Here is a 19,314-nt window from a genome sequence, read left to right as displayed (position 1 = left end):
GCGACGGCAACTGCAACGGCAACGGCAACGGCAACGGCCGAAGCGTCGGCTCTGGCTTTCTGTTGGGTTGGCGGGGCGGTGTGGGCTTGCAGGACACGCCGTAAACCCGTCCATGGGGGCTCGATGGCGCCATCCATGGCGCCAACGGTCCTGCAAGCCCACACCGCCCCACCTTTGACAGATTTACGGTGACGGTGCGGAAACATCAGGGGTCGGATCCGTTTTCCTTTGGAAAACGGATCCGACCCCTTTTTGTTCGTGGATGCCGATGGAATTGATCCGCGGATGGCGGTTTCGGGCGCGGTCCGGCGGGACTACTCCGTGAGCGTGATCGGGGTCAGGGTGACCTTGGCGTTGTTGGCCGCGCCCCTGCGGTCCTGGTAGGCCTTGCCGCGCTGCAACAGGTAGTAGCTGTCGAGATAGTCGATGTCATTAGCAAACCACGACGTCGGCATGGCCTTGAGGATCGCGCCTGCGATGTCGGCGATGACGGCATACTCAGGGGCGAAGGCGCCCAGTGCCGCTTTGACGCCGTTGCTCAGCGCCACCAGCAGCTCCTGGTAATTGGTATCGCCGTCGTCCTCGAACAGCTGTACGTTGGCAGCGTTGAAGCGATAGTTGCCCCAGATGATCAGCGGTTGCTCCGGGGTGTAGTCGGTACCGTCGTAGTCCAGGTACGGCATGTCGACGGTCACCATCTCCGGTGCGGTGGCGCCCACCTGCAGGCCGGAAACAACAGCGAACACCTCGGCCGCCCCCAGCGCCCAGGGCTCCTGGTCGTCGGCCAGGCGGATGCGGTCCAGGCGGGTGATATCCAGCGAAGCCTGCGTGCCGTCAGCCGACAGCCGGATGCGTTCGGGCGATTGCAGGCCGCGGGCCTTCAGCCCCGCATTGACCAGGGCCATGCCCTCCTGCACCGCACGCCGCGTGTCGACGTCGACGATCAGCACCGGAAAATCCGGGGCCTGTTTCGCATCCAGTACATGCGCGCGGCCCTGCGCATCGTAGGCGGTGATCGTGGTCCAGTCGCGATCATTGCCACGCGGCAGACTGGCCACCCATAGCGGATGCGGATTGATGGCCGCCAGCGAGTGCCCCTCGGGCACGTACGCACGCAGCTGCAGCAGCCCCTGCCCCTGTGCCGGGAGCCCCTTGCGCTGGCGCAGCTGGCGATCGCCGGCTGCCAGCGCTGCACTGGCCAGCGTATGCGCCTGCGGATCGAAACGGTCCATCAACGATTGCACCGACACGCCCTGCTCCGGCGCCGCATGCAGCGAGCTGCGCACTGCATCGGCGAACCCTGGCTGGCCGATCAGTGCCGCCACCTCGCGCGCACCGGCATCGGTCAGCACCTGCACATCGGCGCCGCCGGCCCTCACCGGTCCCTGCGCGAATGCCCCCGTGCTGGCCAGCAACAGCACCAGTGCGGAAACCCGAAACCTCCATTGCTTCGTCATCGACGGCCCCATCGAACGTCGCCGGCAACGCCGGCAGGAGCTTCCCACGCTACGTCGCACGCGCCATACGTTCCGGTATGTGCCGCACAGTTCCGGCAGTATCCTGCGCAAAGCAGCCGAGCGTGGGCTCGGCTCTACCCGTTTCTGACTTCCGTGGCGGCCGCGAGAGGGCTCAGCCGTTGGCCATCCACTTCAGGATCAACCCGGTCACGTATGCCAGTCCGGTACCGGTGGCATAACCAACCGTGCCGAGCAGCACGCCCACCGGCGCCAGCGTCGGATGGAACGCTGCCGCCACCACCGGTGCCGACGCTGCCGCGCCGATGTTGCCCTGCGAACCAATCGCGAAGAAGAACAGCGGCGCGCGCACCAGTTTGGCCACGATCCACAGCACCAGCACGTGGGTGGCCATCCAGATCGCACCGAGCAGGAACAGCCATGGACGATCCAGCAGCGACAGCAGGTTCATCTGCATGCCGATGCAGGCGATCAGGAAGTACAGGAACACGGTGCCCAGCCGCGAAGCACCGGCAGCTTCCAGCCGCCGCGCGCGGGTGAAGCTGAGGGTCAGGCCCATCGCGGTGGACAGCAGGATCACCCAGACGAACTGGCTGTCGAGGCTGAACTGGCTGGCCCAGCTGACATTGGCCTTGAACCAGCCGGACAACGGTGCGGCGATGGCATGGGCCAGGCCGACCCCGCCCAGTGCCACGCCGACAATCACCATCAGGTCGGTCATGCTCGGGATGCGGGCATTCTGCGCCTCGTAGGCGCTGATGCGTGCCTTCATCTCATCGATGGCGCGGGTGTCGGCACCGTTGCGGGCATCGATCTGCTGGGCGCGGTTGGCCATGAACAGCAGGATCGCCATCCACAGGCTGGCGCAGGCCACGTCGACCACCGCGAACTGGCCGAAGGTGGTGGCATCGGTGCCGAACACTTCGCGCATGGCGACCATGTTGGCGCCACCGCCGATCCAGCTGCCGGCCAATGCAGCCATCCCGGCCCAGGTGTCACCGGCGACGGTTTCCGGGTGGATCAGCTTCATCACCTGGAAGGAGACGATGGCGCCGAGCATGATGCCGGCGGTGCCGGCGCAGAACACCAGCAGTAGCTTCGGCCCGAGCTTGGCGATGCCCTTCAGGTCGATCGACAGGGTCAGCAGGACCAGTGCCGCCGGTAGCAGCACATCACGTGCGACCGGGTTGTACAGCGAGGTGTTGTGGCCATCGATGATACCGGCGGTGTTGTAGATGGCGGGGATGAAATAGCACAGCAGCAGTGCGGGTACCCAGGCGAAGATCTTCTTCAGCAAGGGCGTTGGGCCGCTGGCAGCCCAGAAGATCAGAGCGAGGGTGGCGGCGATCAGACCAAGGCCAACGATATCGTTGCTGATCAGGGCAGTAGCGGCAGCGGGTTCGGTCGGCATGGGATCCTCTGTCGATCGAAAGAGCGGAAAAGAAAAGCGCCGCATAAGCGGCGCGGGTCGAAATTAACATAGTCTTCACGCAGGGTCATGCTGCGCTGCTTGCGGCAGCGCGCGGGCCTGTCGAGAATCGCAGCATTCCCTTCTGGAGCCTGCCCCATGCAACTCGGCGCTTTTTCAGTCAGCCTGGCGGTGAAGGACCTGGCCACCTCGCGTGCGTTCTATGAGGCGCTCGGATTCTCGGTAACCGGGGGTGATACGGCGCAGAACTGGCTGGTACTGCGCAACAACGGCATCGTGGTCGGCCTGTTCCAGGGCATGTTCGAGGGCAACCTGCTGACCTTCAACCCCGGCTGGGACCAGCACAAGCAGGAACTGGCATCCTTCCAGGACGTCCGCGAGATACAGGCCGAACTGGATGCCAAGGGCATTGAACTGGCGCTCCGCACCGATCCTGATGGCCAGGGCACGGGCTACCTGCAGTTGGCCGATCCGGATGGCAACGTGATCCTGATCGACCAGCATGTGCCGCGGCCGACGGCGCGGTGACGCGGCCAGCGTGCCAACCAAGGTTGGCACCTACCAGAACGCACGCGGCCATTGCCTGGTAGGCGTCGACCTCGGTCGACGGACAGGTCAGCCTGGCCGCGATGTACCAAAGTCGAGCGAAGCCAGGGTACCGCGCGGTTCACAGGGCTGCAGTTGCAGGGTCCAGCCCAGGTGCTCGCACAGCCGCGCGATCAGTTCCAGGCCGATGCCACCGCGATCGCTCCGCCCGCCGCGCGCCATCCGCGCGTGGATCGCAGCGATCTCTTCCGGACTCATGCCATGGCCGGGGTCCTGCAGGGTCAGCACCGCCGCCGAGGTCAGGCGCAGCTCGATATGACCACGGCCACTGTTCTCGATGGCATTGCGCAGCAGGTTGCCGATCGCCGCCTGCACCACGGCAAGAGGAGCGACGATGTCCACCGGCGCGGCCTGGATGCCGATGCTCAGGTCCTTGTCGCCCAGCAGGTGGCGATGGTCGTCGACGATCTCCGGCAGCAGCTGGTCCAGGGCGATGCGCTCGGCGCGGCTGGCCAGGCGTGCGGGATCACGCGCCAGCACCAGCAGCAACTCGATCAGCTGCTCGACGCCCTGCGCGGTACGTAGTACGCGCTGCATCTGCTGGCGTGCGCGCTCAGGCAGGCCCGGCTGTTCCAGCGCCAGTTCGGCGGCACCGGTCATCACCGCGATCGGCGTGCGCAGTTCATGGCTTGCGGTGCTGATGAACACCCGCTCGCGCTCGACGAACTGCTCGTTGCGATCAAGGTAGTCGTTCAGCGCATCGGCAATGGTGTGCAGCTCGGAACTACCGCGCGGATCGACGTGGATGCGCTGGCCCTGCACGCCCGGCCGCAGTGCACCGATGTGCTGGGCCAGCAGGCTCAGCGGGCGCACCATGCGCTCCATGCCGAACGAGGCCATCAACACGGTGACGAAGATCATGATGATGCCGGCGAGCATCACCCAGCGCGTGGCGAACTGTTCCAGGTCGTGGAAGTCGGAGATGTCCAGGGCCAGCGCAACCCGTCCCATCGAACCGGTATCGCGCACCATCACCGCCGTCTCGCGCTCGCCGATCATCACCCCGTCATGCAGGCCCGGATGCAGGCTGCGCAGGCTGGCGGGCATGTTGGCTTCATTGAAACGGAACAGGCTGAGCGTGTCCGAGTCCTGCCAGCGATAGTGCGGCTCGTGCTCGGTGTGGTCGACAATGCTGTCCAGTTCGGAATTGAGCAGCGCGCGCCATGCCGCGTGCTCGGCGTGTTCGTGCACATAGTTGCCCACGCTGAACACCGCCAGCGAGATCAGCGCCAGGTAGCCCAGCAACCACCACACCACCCGCCGGTACAGCGGGCCCGGTTTACGCGCCATCGTCATCGTTCCGTGCATCGGCGCCTGCGGTGGACGCCAGCCGGTAGCCCACGCGCGGCAGGGTGTGGATCAGCTTGTCGGCAAACGGGCCGTCCACGCTGCGGCGCAGCTCGTACACATGCGAGCGCAGCAGGTCGCCGTCCGGCGGTTCATCCCCCCACAGAGCGAATTCCAGCTGCTGCCGGGTCACCGCACCCGGGCTGGCCCGCATCAGCACCTCCAGCAGCTTGCGGCAGGCCGGGTACAGGTGCAGCACCTGGCCGGCACGCTGCGCCTCCAGGGTCGCCAGGTCCAGCACCAGGTCGCCCACCTGCAGGCGCTTGCGCGGATTGCGCCCCTGCGCCCGCAGCAGCAGCGCCTCCAGGCGCACTTCCAGTTCCGGCAAGGCGAATGGCTTGGTCAGGTAGTCATCCGCGCCGGCACGGAAGCCCGCGATCTTGTCCGGCAGTTCGTCGCGCGCGGTCAGCATGATCACCGGCACTTCCGAGGCGTGCTCGGAGCGCAGCCGCCGTAGCACCTCCGGGCCTTCCATGCGCGGCAGCATCCAGTCAAGGATCACCGCGTCATACGGGTGGCTGCCAGCCAGGTGCAGGCCGGTGATGCCGTCCGGGGCAACGTCGAGCACATGCCCGCGCGACTCGAAATAGTCGAACAGGTTGGCCACCAGCTGGCGGTTGTCCTCGATCACCAACAGGCGCATGCACGAAACATCCACGGGAAGTGCCACCATGGTAGCGCTGGGGATGTCGGAATGCGGTCGCCGTGGCGGCGGCTCTGACGGCTTTCCCACGTGCCCTCCATCAGTATGGCCGTTTTGCTCCCGGAGCCCGCCGTGCCCGTAGCCCTGCCCCGCCGTTGGCACCTGCCCCTGCTGTGGCTGTTGATCGTGGTGGCGCTGGCGGCCGGTCTCGGCATGCGCCAGCCGCAGCCGCCGGACGAACCCCGCTTCGTGTTGGCCGCGCGGGCCATGGTGGAGAGCGGCGAGTGGCTGCTGCCGCACCGCGGCAGCGAGCTGTACGCCGAAAAGCCGCCCGTGTTCATGTGGCTGCAGGCCGCTGCCCATCAGGTGGTCGGCAGCTGGCAGTGGTCGTTCCTGCTGCCGTCGCTGCTGGCCGCGCTGCTCAGCCTGTGGCTGGTTTCAGACCTGGCGCGCCGGCTGTGGTCGCCACGTCATTCGCTGTACGCACTGGGCGCACTGTTCTGCACCCTGCAGTTCGGACTGATGGCCAAGCGTGCGCAGATCGACATGGTGCTGGTGGGCATGACCACGCTGGCCCTGTGGGGCCTGCTGCGCCATCTCTGCGAGCGCCGCAACCTGCCGGCACTGTGGCTGGCCGGCTTCGCCGCCGGCGTCGGCACGGTGACCAAGGGGGTGGGTTTCCTGCCGCTGCTGATGGTGCTGCCCTGGTTCGGCTGGTGGCTGTACCAGCGCCGTCGCGGCCAGCCGGTGGACGGCCCCCACCCCGCCAGCCTGCTGTGGCTGGTTCCGGCGTTCCTGCTGGGCACGGCGGTATGGCTGGCGCCGCTGGGCTGGGCGCTGCTGCATGAACCCAGTGCATCGCTGCAGTCGTACGCACACGAGCTGCTGTTCAAGCAGACCGGCACCCGCTATGCCAACGCCTGGCACCATCGCCAGCCGGCCTGGTATTACCTGCAGGTGATCGCCACCCTGTGGCTGCCCGGCGCCCTGCTGCTGCCGCTGATGATCAAGCCGTGGTGGCGTCGCCTGCGTCGCGGTGACCAGCGCCAATGGCTGCTGCTGGGCTGGGCCGCGCTGGTCCTGCTGTTCTTCACTGCCAGCCCCGGCAAGCGTGAGGTGTATGTGCTGCCGATGTTGCCGGCGATGGCACTGGCAGTGGCACCGTTGCTGCCCGGCCTGCTGCGTCGCCTGTGCGTGCGTCGCTACCTGTTCAGCTACAGCCTGCTGCTGATGCTGGTCACCGGCGCGCTGGGCGTGATGATGCTGACCGACAGCCCCTGGGCGCAGGCGCAGCTGGCGCGGCGGGCGATGCCCGACACGTTGCTGCCCGCGTTCGGCGACGGCCTGCTGACCTTCGCCATCGCCGTGGCGACACTGGCGGTGTGGCTGCGGGTACGACGCGCGGCCACGCTGGTACTGCTCACCCACGGCCTGCTGTGGATGCTGTATGGACTGGTGCTGATACCGGCGCTGGACCCCTATGCCTCGGCGTCGGCGGTGATGCGCCGGGTGGGCATGCGGATCGGCCCCGATGCGGAACTGGCGCTGGTGGCCTGGCGCGAACAGAACCTGCTGCAGGCCGACCGGCCGGTGCGCGAGTTCGGCTTCAAGCGCCCCTGGGCGGAGCAGTGGCAGGACGCCGGCCCATGGTTGGCCGAGGCCCCGGACAAGCGCTGGCTGCTGGTGCTGGACAAGGCGATGAGCCCCTGCGTCGACCCGGCCCAGGTCATCGAGATCGGTGTTGCAAATCGCAATCGTTGGCAGTTGCTTCCGGGCACCGCGTGGGACCCGGCGTGTCACGCCGAACGCGCCGGCGCCAACGATGACGAAGACTGAACATTCACACGTGCCGGTGAATCATTAACCCGACACGAACGAGCGTACGACCCTTCTCCGACATCAAGGTGACGAGCATGGCCACGGTTTCCCGCACCGACCTCATGCCTGCATGCCTGTCCGTCCTCTCGCCCCGGTAGTTCCGCTCGCGTCTTCGCCACTGGCGTCAAGATTTGCCGTCACTCATTTCTGGCTGCCTGTCGCGATCGGCCTCCCTCTGTTCACCATGCTGATGGGCTTCGGCGGTGACCAGTGGCTGGCCGATCATCTGTTCCGCCTGGAGGGCGGTCAATGGGCCCTGCAGAACAGCTGGCTGACCCGTTCGGTCGTGCACAAGGGCGGCAAATGGCTGAGCACGGCTGCGGCCCTGGTGGTGATGCTGCTGTGCTTCCACCACTGGCGTCGTGGTCGCGATCGCACGCTGCGCTGGGCGCTGCTGTACGTCGTGATTGCCATGGCTCTGGGTACCGGGGTGATTTCCCTGCTGAAGTCGCTGGTGCCGATGGACTGCCCGTGGGATCTGCTGCGCTACGGCGGACACGACCCTTTCGTCGGTCTTTTCAGCAGCCGCCCAACTGGGATGGCTGCCCGTGCCTGCTTCCCCGGCGGCCACGCCAGCGCGGGATACGCGTGGCTGTGCCTGTATTTCTTCGCGCTGCTGTGGCGACCGTCGTGGCGCCGGGCCGGGCTGTGGATCGGCCTCGGCAGTGGCCTGGTGTTCGGCATCGGCCAGCAGCTTCGCGGCGCCCATTTCCTTTCGCATGACGTTGCTACCGCATTGATATGTTGGCTGCTGTCGCTGGGCCTGTACCTGATGGTCCGCCGCCAGTTGGACCGCTCGACCCGCCAGGAGGCAATTGCATGAACGCATCGGTCCAACGGTCCTTCCGGTTGCCGACACTGGCCAGCATCCGCGCATGGCGGCCGCAGCTGTCCACCGAAGCGCTGATCATTCTCACCAGCCTGTTCTTCGCTGTGGCCGGCAATGGCCTGTTCTGGCACAGCGCCATGGCCAGCCATCCAGGCAGCCTGCGTTATGCGCTTTCGCTGCTGTTGCTGCTGCTGGGTGCACACGGCGTGCTGCTGGGCATCCTGGTGTGGCGCTGGAATGCCAAGGTGGTGATCAGCGTACTGCTGCTCGTCACCGCGTTCGCCGCGCACTACATGAGCCGTTACCACATCTATCTGGATGCGGACATGCTGCGCAACGTGCTGGCCACCGACCCGAAGGAAAGCCGCGAACTGATGACGGTGTCGCTGCTGTGGCCGGTACTGCTGCTGGCCGCGCTACCGATGGTGGTGCTGTGGCGCGTTGAACTGCGCCGCCGCAGTTGGGGCCGCGGCCTGCTGTGGCGCATCGGCTTCCTGCTGGTCGCTGCGGCCACCGCACTCGGTGGCGCACTGGTGTCCTTCCAAGATGTGTCGGCCCTGATGCGCAACCAGCGCGAAGTGCGCTACCTGGCAACGCCCGCCAATGTGCTGCTGGGGCTGCCGCGTGCGCTGCGCGGCGAAAACCCGGTACAACGCGCGCCGAAGCTGCCGATCGGTACCGATGCCAAGGCGACCCGGCGCGCACCGACCAGCAAGCCACGCCTGCTGGTGATCGTGATGGGCGAAACGGTACGCGCGCAGAACTGGGGCTTGAATGGCGGCCGCAACACCACGCCGGAGCTGGCCCAGGCGGCGGTGGTCAATTTCCCCGACATGCACTCCTGCGGCACCAGTACCGAGGTCTCGCTGCCGTGCCTGTTCTCGCCGTGGGGACGCCACGAGTACGACGAAAAGAAGATCCGTGCGCACCAATCGCTGCTGCATGTACTGAACCGCGCGGGCATCGCACCGCTGTGGCGCGACAACCAGTCCGGCTGCAAGGGCGTATGCGAGGGCCTGGACTTCCAGTCACTGTCGGACGCGACCACGCCGGGGCTGTGTGCCGATGGCCGTTGCATGGACGAAATCCTGCTGCAGGACCTGGCGACCCAGGTGCGTGCGCGCCCGGGTGACCGGGTGGTGGTGATGCACCAGCTGGGCAACCATGGCCCGGCCTATTTCGAGCGCTACCCGCCCGCCTTCCGCCGTTTCACCCCGACCTGCGATACCCGCGACATCGGCCGCTGCACGCGCGAAGAAATCACCAACAGCTACGACAACGCCGTGCTGTACACCGATCATTTCCTGAGCAAGACCATCGGCACGCTGCAGGGCCTGCAGGATTACGACACGGCGATGATCTACCTGTCCGACCACGGTGAGTCGCTGGGCGAAAAGGGCCTGTACCTGCACGGCGTGCCATACGCGATCGCACCGGCCGAGCAGACCCGGGTACCAATGACGATGTGGTTCTCACCGGGCTTTGCCAGCAGCCGCGGGCTGGACCTGCAGTGCGTGCGCAAGCGCGCGGCCAGCTACACCGACCACGACAACCTGTTCCCGTCGGTGCTGGGGCTGATGCAGGTGAAGACCTCGCTGTACGAGCGCGACCGCGACCTGTTCGCCAACTGCGAGAGTTAGGGTTTGTCGGCAGGGCTGCGCCCTGCACCCGCAGAGGCCTTCAGGCAACGGCAACGGCCGAAGCAACAGCAAAGGCTGGTTTCCTGTGGGATGGCGGGGTGGGTCCGGTGGCGGGAGACGCCGTAAACCCGTCCATGGGGGCTTGGCCGCGGCATCCATGCCGCGGACACTCCCGCCACCGGCCCCACCCCGCCTTCGACAGTTGGCCGCAATCTGTCAGGCCATCTCTCGGGGTCAGATCCGTTTTCCGGAGGAAAACGGATCTGACCCCGTTTTTATTGTCGATACCTGACAGATGTGTCGACCAAGGTCGACACCCACCAACAGCCGCGGCGATCTGTCAGAGGTGGGGCGGTGTGGGCTTGCAGGACCGTTGGCGCCATGGATGGCGCCATCGAGCCCCCATGGATGGGTTTACGGCGTGTCCTGCAAGCCCACACCACCCCGCCAAACCACAGATGGCCCGCTCTTGCTGTTGCTCCGGCTTTTGCCGTTGCCTAAAGGCCTCTGCGGGTGCCGGGCGCCGCCCGGCCGACTTCCGCCACTTGCGGTGGCAAGCCCTGCCCACTAGCCTTCGGCGGTCGTTCACCACCCAAGGATCGCCTGTGAAACACCGTCATCTCCTGCTGGCCGCGGCAATCGCCGCCGCTACGCTGGCCCTGGCCGCCTGCAAGAAGGAAGCAGCCCCAGGCACCGACACCGCCAGCAGCAGCGCACCGGCCGGCGAAACCGCTGACCAGTTCGTGGCCCGCATCAATGCCGAATTCAAGGCGGCCTACCCGGAGATGACCTCGGCCCAGTGGCTGTCCTCCACCTACATCAACAGTGATTCAGAGCGCATCGCGGCCAAGGCCAACGAGCGTTCGCTGACCCAGCTCAACAGCTGGATCGAGCAGGCCGCCAAGTTCGATGGCAAGCCGATGAGCGAGGACAGCAAGCGCGCGATCCATCTGCTGAAGCTGATGTCCTCGATGCCGGCGCCGCGCGATCCGGCCAAGCTGGCCGAGCTGACCCAGATCGCCACCCGCATGGAAGGCAGCTACGGCGCAGGCAAGTACTGCACCGACGCCAACGATCCGAACTCCTGCCGCCAGCTGGGCGAGCTGGAGCAGGTGCTGGCGCGCAGCCGCGATTACGACCAGCAGCTCGATGCCTGGCAGGGCTGGCACAGCACCACCAAGAGCATGCGCGGTGATTACCAGAAGTTCGTCGGCCTGGTGAACGAAGGTGCCAAGGGCATGGGCTTCACCGATGCCGGGCAGATGTGGCGCAGTGGCTATGACATGCCGCCGGAGCAGATCGGCCCGGAAACCGATCGCCTGTGGGAACAGGTCAAGCCGATGTACGAGCAGCTGCACTGCTATGCGCGCGGCAAGCTGGACAAGACCTATGGCAAGGACAAGGCCGAGGTGGGCAACGGCCTGATCGCCGCGCACCTGATGGGCAACATGTGGCAGCAGGACTGGTCCAACCTGTGGGACCAGCTGGAACCGTACCCGGGTGCCGGCAGCCTGGACATCACCGCGGCACTGGAAAAGCAGTACCAGACCAACCTGAGCGCGGCGCTGGCCAAGGCCGGCAAGGATGCGAACGTGGCCGCCCAGTACAAGGCGCAGCGCGAAGCCGAACTGCGCACCGCCAAGCAGATGACCGAGCGTGCGCAGGATTTCTACGTGTCGCTGGGCATGCCGTCGTTGCCGCAGTCGTACTGGGACAAGACCCAGTTCATCAAGCCCGATGACCGCGACGTGGTCTGCCACGCCAGTGCCTGGGACATGAACATGGAAGGCGACGTGCGCACCAAGATGTGCATCAAGCCCAACGAAGAGAACTTCACCACCATCTACCACGAGCTGGGCCACATCTATTACGACCTGGCCTACAACCCGTTGCCGCCGCTGTTCCAGGGCGGTGCCAACGATGGCTTCCATGAAGCGATCGGCGACACCATCGTGCTGGCGATGACGCCGAAGTACCTCAGCTCGATCGGGCTGGTCGACGCGCCGACCGAAAGCCGCGAGGCGGTCATCAACAACCAGATGCGCATGGCGCTGTCGGGCGTGTCGTTCCTGCCGTTCGGGCTGATGATCGACCGCTGGCGCTGGGGCGTGTTCGATGGTTCGATCACCGCGGACAACTACAACAAGGCCTGGTGGGACCTGAAGGCCAAGTACCAGGGCGTGGCACCGGCCAGCACCCGTGGCGAGGAGTTCTTCGACCCGGGTGCCAAGTACCACGTGCCGGGCAACACCCCGTACACCCGCTACTTCCTGGCGCGCATCCTGCAGTTCCAGTTCTACAAGGGCCTGTGCGATGCCGCCGGCTTCAAGGGCCCGCTGCACGAGTGCACCTTCTACGGCAACAAGGAAGCGGGGCAGAAGTACTGGGCGATGCTGAGCAAGGGCGCCAGCCAGCCGTGGCAGGCCACGCTGAAGGAACTGACCGGCTCGGACAAGCTCGATGCCGGCCCGATGATCGAGTACTTCAGCCCGGTCAATGCCTGGTTGAAGCAACAGAACGAAGGCCAGATGTGCGGCTGGCAGGCCAGCGCGGCACCGGCAGCGACGGCGAAATGAAAGAAGGGGCGGGTCCGCGAGGATCCGCCCCTTTCCAGGTGTTGTAGAGCCGAGCCATGCTCGGCTTACCGTGCGCAGCACGGTGGAAAAGCAGCCGAGCATGGCTCGGCTCTACAGATTCGGCGCGATCAGTTGCTCTTCTTCGCCGCCAGCTGCGCAGCCAGCGCGGCCTTGAATTCCTCGAAGGTCTGACCCTTCTCGTTGGCTTCGGCCTGCGCCGCATCGCGCAGCGCATCCGAATAGATCAAGCGCACCGGCGTGCCCTGCCGTTCGTGCAGTTCACCGGCCTGCATGATCAGCGCCAGCACCTGCGCCGCACTTTCGCTCTGGCCGGCAATGCGGCCATCCATGCCCAGCACCCATTCGCCATCGCGACGGACGACCCCGGCCAGCAGCGTGCGCTGGGTGTCGCGCAGTTCGGCGTGCGGCTCGACGGGCGAGGCGGTGGCGGCGGCCTTGTTGGCAGCCTGCTGTTCCTGGCGACGGCGCTGGTCGCGGCGGGATTTGGAAGAGGTCGACATCGGTGGGGCTTGCATTGCGGGGGCGCAAGGATAACCCACGCCCCCTGCATGCTGGTTCACACCGGTACGGCGTCGGCTCAGTCCAGCACCCGCCCCTGCCGCCAGTAGCCCATGAAGGTGATCGCGCGGCGATCCAGGCCGCAGTCCTTCACCAGATACCGGCGGATCGCCATCACCGCGCCGGCCTCGCCCGCCACCCAGGCATACATCGCGCCGTCTGCGCTGGCGTCAGCCTGCTCCCACAGGATCTGCGCATCGACGTCGATGTCGTCCAGTTCGGCGCCCTCGGCCACGGCCGGGGCTGCCGCCAGCCGCGCCTGCACGGCCTGCAGCAACCGCTGCCCATGGGCCTGTTGCCCGCGCGGCAACCACACCAGTTCGGCCGTGACCGGTGCCTTCAATGGCACCGCATCGCCCGCCTGGGCGATCTCCAGCAGGGCCAGCGTGCGCGGCGGATCGACCAGCCCGGCCAGTTCCTCGAGGATGCCGGCCACCGCCGGCAATGCGGTCTCATCGGCCACCAGCAACACCTGGCCGACCCCGGCTGGCGGCTTCCATTCCCAGCCTTCGCTGCTGTCCGCGCAGTCAGCGTCGGGGGCCAGCAGCACCACGCGGTCGCCCGGCCGTGCGTGCGTGGCCCAGCGCGAGGCCGGTCCGGTCTCGCCATGCAGCACGAAGTCGACGTCGACCTCGCACTCGCCGGCGCGCAGTTGGCGGAGGGTAAAGGTGCGCATCGGCGGCCGCGCGTCATCGGGCAGTGCCCGGTAACGGGCGTACCAGTCTTCGCCGCTGGGCACGTCCGGCGCGTCCTGGCCGGGCAAGGGGAAGAACACCTTGATGCGTTGGTCCGGGCCTTCGGTCTTCATGCGCGCCACGTCGGCGCCGGTGAACACCATGCGGTCCAGGGAAGGAGAAAGAACGCGGCGCTCCTTCAGCGCCACCTCGAACAGGCGGTAGGTCTGCTGCGCAGCCATGGGATACCTCATGCGACGACATCGGGATGGCTGGCTGTCGTGCATCCACGAACCGGCTTGCTGGAAACCCCAGCCTAGTCCCTGCGCGCAGCGTCGCAAGGGGGCGCTGCGTGATGCTGTGCCCTACCCCTGCGCGACGCTCAAAGCGCCGTGCCGGCTGCCTCTGCTGCGCGCTCGCGCTGGTGCTCCCAGTACCAGAACACGAAGCCGGCCGCGAAGAAGGCCGCCTGTCCCAGTGCCAGATGCAGCGGGCTGTCGTGCAGCAGTGGCGATACCACGCCGGCCACCACGGTGCTGATCATCAGCTGCACGAACGCCTGCAGCGACGAGGCCAGGCCGCGCTGCTGCGGATACATGTCCAGCACCGCCAGCGCCAGGATCGGGAAGATCAGCGCCATGCCCATACCGCCCAGGAAGATCGGCATCACCGCCCACGGCAACGCGAACTGCGGCGCCAGGCTGACGTAGCCGATGTTCAACACGGCAGAGACCGCACACAAGGTGAAGCCGAGGGCCACCTGCCGCGTCGGTGTGCTGTGCCCGGCCATGCGCCCGGACAGGAACGAACCGGTGGTCATGCCGCCGATGGTGGGAATGAACAGCCAGGCAAAGCCGCCTTCACCCAGATGCAGGTGCTGCATCACGATCGCCGGGGCCGAGGAGATGTACAGGAAGATGCCGCCGAAGCCGATGCTGCCAGCCAGCGCCAGGCGCAGGAAACGCGGGTTGAAACCGATGCGCACGTAGTCGCGCATCAACGTGCGTGGCGACAGTGCGACCCGTGCCTGCGCCGGATGGGTTTCCGGCAGGAAGCGCGCGGTGGCCGCCAGCAGCACCAGCGCGAATACCACCAGGAACCAGAAGATCAGCGGCCAGCCGGCACCACTGAGCAGGATCCAGCCGCCGATGATCGGCGCGATGGCCGGGGCGATGCCGAACAGCATCGACACCTGGCTCATCAGCCGCTGCGCGTCGTGGCCGTGGTAAAGGTCGCGGATCACCGCGCGGCCGACGATCATGCCGACACCGGCAGACAGGCCCTGCAGCGCGCGGAACGCCAGCAGCGTGGTCAGGTCGGTGGACAACGCGCAGCCCACCGAGGCGCCGACGAAGATCACCAGGCCGCCGAGGATCACCCGCTTGCGCCCCCACGCATCGGACAGCGGGCCGTGGGCCAGGCTCATCAGGCCGTAGAACAGCAGGTAGACGCTGATGGTCTGCTGCACCGCCACCTCGTCCACCGCCAGGCGCTGGGCCAGCTGCGGAAACGCAGGAAAGATGGTGTCGATCGAGAACGGACCGAACATGGCCAGGCCAGCGAGCAACAGGGCCATGCGGCGGGTGGAAGGAGCAACAGCGGCGGTCATCGGGCAAGCGTCCGGCAGGGCCATGCGTGACACGCACGGCGGGCGCCGATCCCCTGCGGCAGGGACGGCGCCAGATGAATACGAGAATCCGACCATCATAGGTGGGGAATGCGTGCGACGCCATGCACGGGTGCACAGAACGCACGCCCGGGCCATCGGCCATTCAGGCCTGTGAGGCCGCTGCGGGCCACCGTCGGGCGCCGGCAAGAGGCTATAATCGGCGGGCAACACGGTGGGAGAAGCAGGTCACCGCTGCCGAAGGCGCAACGCCCGTAATCGCTCAGGCCCGATACCACCCGTAACAGAACTCTGGAGAGACCGGTTCGATCCGGCGCCGAAGGGGCACGAAGCTGCGGTTTTCCGCGCTTTTAAACTCTCAGGCAAAAGGACAGAGGGGCGCCCGCAGACCGCCGACCGGCGGCTTGTGCCCGTGCGTGTGCCCTTTCCTGACGGATCCTTCGCCATGTCCCAGAACACCCCTTCCCTGCGTGAGCTCGAGCACCATTCGGCGTTCGTCGAGCGCCACATCGGCCCCAACGATGCCGAGATCGCGCAGATGCTCGGCGTCATCGGCCACGCATCGCTGGATGCGATGACCGATGCCATCGTCCCGGCCAAGATCAAGTCGCCGGCACCGCTGGCGTTGCCGGAGTCGATCACCGAAGTGCAGGCGCTGGCGAAGATCCGCGCGATCGCCGACAAGAACACCGTGCTGCGCAGCTTCATCGGCCAGGGCTATTACGGTACCCACACGCCGAACGTGATCCTGCGCAACATCCTGGAAAACCCGGCCTGGTACACCGCCTACACCCCGTACCAGGCGGAAATCTCGCAGGGCCGCATGGAAGCGCTGATCAACTTCCAGACCCTGTGCGCCGACCTGACCGGCATGGAAATCGCCAACGCCTCGCTGCTGGACGAAGCCACTGCCGCTGCTGAAGCGATGACCCTGGCCAAGCGCTCGGCCAAGTCGAAGTCGGACACCTTCTTCGTGCACGATGCCGTGCACCCGCAGACGCTGGAACTGCTGCGTACCCGCGCCGAGCCCATGGGCATCGTGCTGCGCGTGGGCACCCCGGCCGAAGCGCTGGAAGCGGAAGCCTTCGGCCTGCTGCTGCAGTACCCGGATACCTTCGGCCAGGTCGGCGACTACAAGGCGCTGGTCGATGCCGTGCACGCGCGCGGCGGCCTGGTGGCCGTGGCCACCGACCTGCTGGCCCTGACCCTGCTGGCCGCCCCGGGCGAATGGGGTGCGGACATCGTAGTCGGCAACAGCCAGCGTTTCGGCGTGCCGTTCGGTTTCGGTGGCCCGCATGCGGCGTTCATGGCCTGCCGTGACGCCTACAAGCGTTCGATGCCGGGCCGCCTGATCGGCGTCTCCATCGACGCGCAGGGCAACCCGGCCTACCGCCTGACCCTGCAGACCCGCGAACAGCACATCCGCCGCGAGAAGGCCACCTCCAACATCTGTACCGCACAGGTGCTGCTGGCGGTGATGGCCTCGATGTACGCCGTCTATCACGGTCCGGAAGGCCTGACCCGCATCGCCCGCCGCACCCATCGCCTGGCCGCGATCCTGGCCAGCGCGCTGCGCACCGCCGGTGTGCAGGTCGGCGCCGACTTCTTCGACACGCTGCACGTGACCGGTGTCGACGCCGACGCGATCCATGCCAAGGCCCGTGCGGCCGGCTACAACCTGCGTGCGATCGACAGCAGCTCGGTGGGCATCAGCCTGGACGAGACCACCACCCGCGCCGACATCATCGCCGTGGGCGCGCTGTTCGGTGCCAACGTTGATGTGGACGCGCTGGATGCCAGCACCGCCGACGCGCTGCCGGCCGGCCTGCTGCGCCAGTCCGCGTTCCTGACCCACCCGGTGTTCAACACCCACCACAGCGAGCACGAGCTGCTGCGCTACCTGCGTTCGCTGGCCGACAAGGACCTGGCGATGGACCGCACGATGATCCCGCTGGGCTCGTGCACCATGAAGCTCAACGCCACCGCCGAGATGATCCCGGTGACCTGGCCGGAGTTCTCGCAGATCCACCCGCTGGTGCCGGCCGAGCAGGCGCTGGGCTACAAGGAACTGATCGATTCGCTGGAAGCAATGCTGGTCGAGTGCACCGGCTACGACGCCGTCAGCCTGCAGCCGAACTCCGGCGCGCAGGGCGAGTACGCCGGCCTGCTGGCGATCCGCGCCTACCACCGCTCGCGCGGCGAAGATCACCGTGACATCTGCCTGATTCCGGATTCGGCGCACGGCACCAACCCGGCCTCGGCACAGATGTGCGGGATGAAGGTCGTGGTCACCAAGACCGATGCCAACGGCAATGTCGACGTCGAGGACATCCGCCTCAACGCCGAGAAATACAGCGACCGCCTGGCCGCGATCATGATGACCTACCCGTCCACGCATGGCGTGTTCGAGGAAGAAGTCGTGGAGATCTGCGAGATCATCCACAAGCACGGCGGCCAGGTGTACACCGACGGTGCCAACATGAACGCCTTGGTCGGCGTGGCCAAGCCGGGCAAGTGGGGTTCAGACGTTTCGCACCTGAACCTGCACAAGACCTTCTGCATCCCGCACGGCGGCGGCGGCCCGGGCGTTGGCCCGTGTGCGGTCAAGTCGCACCTTGCCCCGTTCCTGCCGGGCAAGCTGGGTGACAACGGCCCGGTCGGCATGGTCAGCGCCGCCAGCTTCGGCAGCGCCTCGATCCTGCCGATCAGCTGGATGTACATCGCGATGATGGGCACCGAAGGCCTGCGCAAGGCCACCCAGGTCGCCCAGCTCAACGCCAACTACATCGCCAAGCGCCTGGCCCCGCACTTCAAGACCCTGTACACCGGCCGCAACGGCCTGGTCGCGCACGAGTGCATCCTCGACGTGCGTCCGCTGGAGAAGACCAGCGGCATCGGTGCCGAAGACGTGGCCAAGCGCCTGATCGACTTCGGCTTCCATGCCCCGACCCTGAGCTTCCCGGTGGCCGGCACGCTGATGGTCGAGCCGACCGAAAGCGAATCGCTGCACGAGCTGGACCGCTTCATCGACGCGATGATCCAGATCCGCGAAGAGATCACCGCGATCGAAGACGGCCGCCTGGACCGCGAGGACAACCCGCTGAAGAACGCCCCGCACACGGCCACGGCAGTGACCGCCAGCGAATGGACCCACGCCTACCCGCGTGAACTGGCCGCCTTCCCGCTGCCGAGCCTGAAGCTGCAGAAGTACTGGCCGCCGGTGGCCCGCGTCGACAACGTGTACGGCGACAAGAACGTGATGTGCGCCTGCATCCCGGTCGATGCCTACAAGGACGATGAAGTCGAGGCGTAAGCCTTCGCGGCATCGGTAACAGAACGGCCCGCGCAAGCGGGCCGTTTTCGTTTCCATCCACGCATGGCGTGGATCTACTGGAGAGTGCGCCATGGCAGGTAGTAGATCCACGCCATGCGTGGATGCTTTGCCATCATGGGTCGGGCATCTGACCCAGGCTCAATTGCCACGACACGCCGAAACGGTCCTGCACCCAGCCGTAGCGGCTGCTGAACTCGTAGTCGCCCACCGGCATCAGCCAATGCCCGCCGTCGCCCAGCACGCGCGCGGCACGTTCGAACGATTCGGCACCCGCACATTCCACGAACAGCGACATCGAGGGCGTGAACGTGAAGTCGTGCACATCCAGGCTGTCGAAGCACAGGTAGTGGGTGCCGCCGAGCAGGAAAATGGCCTGGCGGACCTGACCGGGTATGCCCGCACCCGCCCCGTCCGGATGGCGCTGCAGGGCCAGCAGGCGGAATTCGGCGAAGGCTTCGGCGTACAGGGCCAGCGCGGCTTCGGCCTGGCCGGTGAACATCAGGAAGGGACGGCTGCGCAGCATGCGGTGCTCCCGTTCGTCGGGCCGGTGATGGCCCACGCGATCAGGATGGCACGGCCGATGTATGCCTGCTGTAGAGCCGAGCCCATGCTCGGCCAGCGACCACGCAGACAGCAGCCGACCATAGGGTCGGCTCTACAGAAAATTCGGCGACCGC

14 protein-coding genes and 1 riboswitch are annotated in these 19,314 nt (G+C 66.6%); of the genes, 6 read left to right on the top strand and 8 right to left on the bottom strand.

Annotated features, from left to right (window positions below; all coding sequences use genetic code 11):
- Positions 1-314: 314 nt before the first annotated feature.
- On the bottom strand, positions 315-1,457 hold the full coding sequence (locus tag CR919_RS03715) for a DUF3103 family protein (RefSeq protein WP_165787237.1): 1,143 nt from the start codon (positions 1,455-1,457) through the stop codon (positions 315-317).
- A 172-nt stretch (positions 1,458-1,629) separates the two neighbouring features.
- A complete protein-coding gene (locus tag CR919_RS03710; protein WP_099818926.1) occupies positions 1,630-2,886 on the bottom strand; it encodes a DUF819 family protein in 1,257 nt (418 codons plus the stop codon).
- Positions 2,887-3,042: 156 nt separating this feature from the next.
- Here CR919_RS03710 and CR919_RS03705 point away from each other — a divergent pair, with 156 nt between their 5' ends.
- On the top strand, positions 3,043-3,432 hold the full coding sequence (locus CR919_RS03705) for a VOC family protein (protein WP_099818925.1): 390 nt from the start codon (positions 3,043-3,045) through the stop codon (positions 3,430-3,432).
- 87 nt (positions 3,433-3,519) lie between these two features.
- Here the strand turns inward: CR919_RS03705 and CR919_RS03700 are convergent, their stop codons facing one another.
- Both CR919_RS03700 and CR919_RS03695 read right to left on the bottom strand, forming a co-directional pair.
- Complete coding sequence (locus CR919_RS03700) at positions 3,520-4,800, bottom strand: HAMP domain-containing sensor histidine kinase (RefSeq protein ID WP_099818924.1); 1,281 nt, start codon at positions 4,798-4,800, stop codon at positions 3,520-3,522.
- Positions 4,790-5,500, bottom strand: coding sequence for a response regulator transcription factor (locus CR919_RS03695; protein WP_099818923.1), 711 nt, complete (start codon positions 5,498-5,500; stop codon positions 4,790-4,792). Before CR919_RS03695 ends, CR919_RS03700 begins: the two co-directional genes overlap by 11 nt.
- A 132-nt stretch (positions 5,501-5,632) precedes the next feature.
- Here CR919_RS03695 and CR919_RS03690 point away from each other — a divergent pair, with 132 nt between their 5' ends.
- The 4 genes from CR919_RS03690 to CR919_RS03670 all read left to right on the top strand — a co-directional run bounded on the left by CR919_RS03690 (position 5,633) and on the right by CR919_RS03670 (position 12,423).
- Complete coding sequence (locus tag CR919_RS03690) at positions 5,633-7,336, top strand: glycosyltransferase family 39 protein (protein ID WP_099818922.1); 1,704 nt, start codon at positions 5,633-5,635, stop codon at positions 7,334-7,336.
- A gap of 112 nt (positions 7,337-7,448) precedes the next feature.
- Positions 7,449-8,201 (top strand): phosphatase PAP2 family protein, encoded by a 753-nt coding sequence (locus tag CR919_RS03685; protein ID WP_099818921.1) that lies wholly within the window; start codon positions 7,449-7,451, stop codon positions 8,199-8,201.
- On the top strand, positions 8,198-9,847 hold the full coding sequence (locus CR919_RS03680) for a phosphoethanolamine--lipid A transferase (RefSeq protein ID WP_099818920.1): 1,650 nt from the start codon (positions 8,198-8,200) through the stop codon (positions 9,845-9,847). The genes CR919_RS03685 and CR919_RS03680 overlap by 4 nt, the downstream gene beginning before the upstream one ends.
- 605 nt (positions 9,848-10,452) lie before the next feature.
- Positions 10,453-12,423 (top strand): M2 family metallopeptidase, encoded by a 1,971-nt coding sequence (locus CR919_RS03670; RefSeq protein WP_099818919.1) that lies wholly within the window; start codon positions 10,453-10,455, stop codon positions 12,421-12,423.
- Positions 12,424-12,551: 128 nt separating this feature from the next.
- Here the strand turns inward: CR919_RS03670 and CR919_RS03665 are convergent, their stop codons facing one another.
- The 3 genes from CR919_RS03665 to CR919_RS03655 all read right to left on the bottom strand — a co-directional run bounded on the left by CR919_RS03665 (position 12,552) and on the right by CR919_RS03655 (position 15,285).
- Positions 12,552-12,944: a hypothetical protein gene (locus CR919_RS03665; protein WP_089236443.1), complete on the bottom strand. Its 393-nt coding sequence runs from the start codon at positions 12,942-12,944 to the stop codon at positions 12,552-12,554.
- A 77-nt stretch (positions 12,945-13,021) separates the two neighbouring features.
- Complete coding sequence (locus CR919_RS03660; protein ID WP_099818918.1) at positions 13,022-13,918, bottom strand: siderophore-interacting protein; 897 nt, start codon at positions 13,916-13,918, stop codon at positions 13,022-13,024.
- Positions 13,919-14,058: 140 nt separating this feature from the next.
- On the bottom strand, positions 14,059-15,285 hold the full coding sequence (locus CR919_RS03655; RefSeq protein ID WP_099818917.1) for a multidrug effflux MFS transporter: 1,227 nt from the start codon (positions 15,283-15,285) through the stop codon (positions 14,059-14,061).
- 299 nt (positions 15,286-15,584) lie between these two features.
- Positions 15,585-15,687, top strand: a riboswitch (glycine riboswitch).
- A gap of 61 nt (positions 15,688-15,748) precedes the next feature.
- On the opposite strand from CR919_RS03655, the gene gcvP reads away from it, so the two are divergent.
- Positions 15,749-18,616: an aminomethyl-transferring glycine dehydrogenase gene (gene gcvP, locus CR919_RS03650; protein ID WP_099818916.1), complete on the top strand. Its 2,868-nt coding sequence runs from the start codon at positions 15,749-15,751 to the stop codon at positions 18,614-18,616.
- A 133-nt stretch (positions 18,617-18,749) separates the two neighbouring features.
- Here gcvP and CR919_RS03645 read toward each other — a convergent pair whose 3' ends face one another.
- A complete protein-coding gene (locus CR919_RS03645; RefSeq protein WP_099818915.1) occupies positions 18,750-19,160 on the bottom strand; it encodes a VOC family protein in 411 nt (136 codons plus the stop codon).
- Between the last annotated feature and the right edge of the window lie 154 nt (positions 19,161-19,314).

Origin of the sequence: Stenotrophomonas sp. LMG 10879 (assembly GCF_002750935.1) — a bacterium.
In the GTDB taxonomy this organism is placed as follows: domain Bacteria; phylum Pseudomonadota; class Gammaproteobacteria; order Xanthomonadales; family Xanthomonadaceae; genus Stenotrophomonas; species Stenotrophomonas lactitubi_B.
The sequence above is the reverse complement of the archived record's forward strand: the minus strand, read 5'-3'. Positions and strand labels throughout refer to the sequence as shown.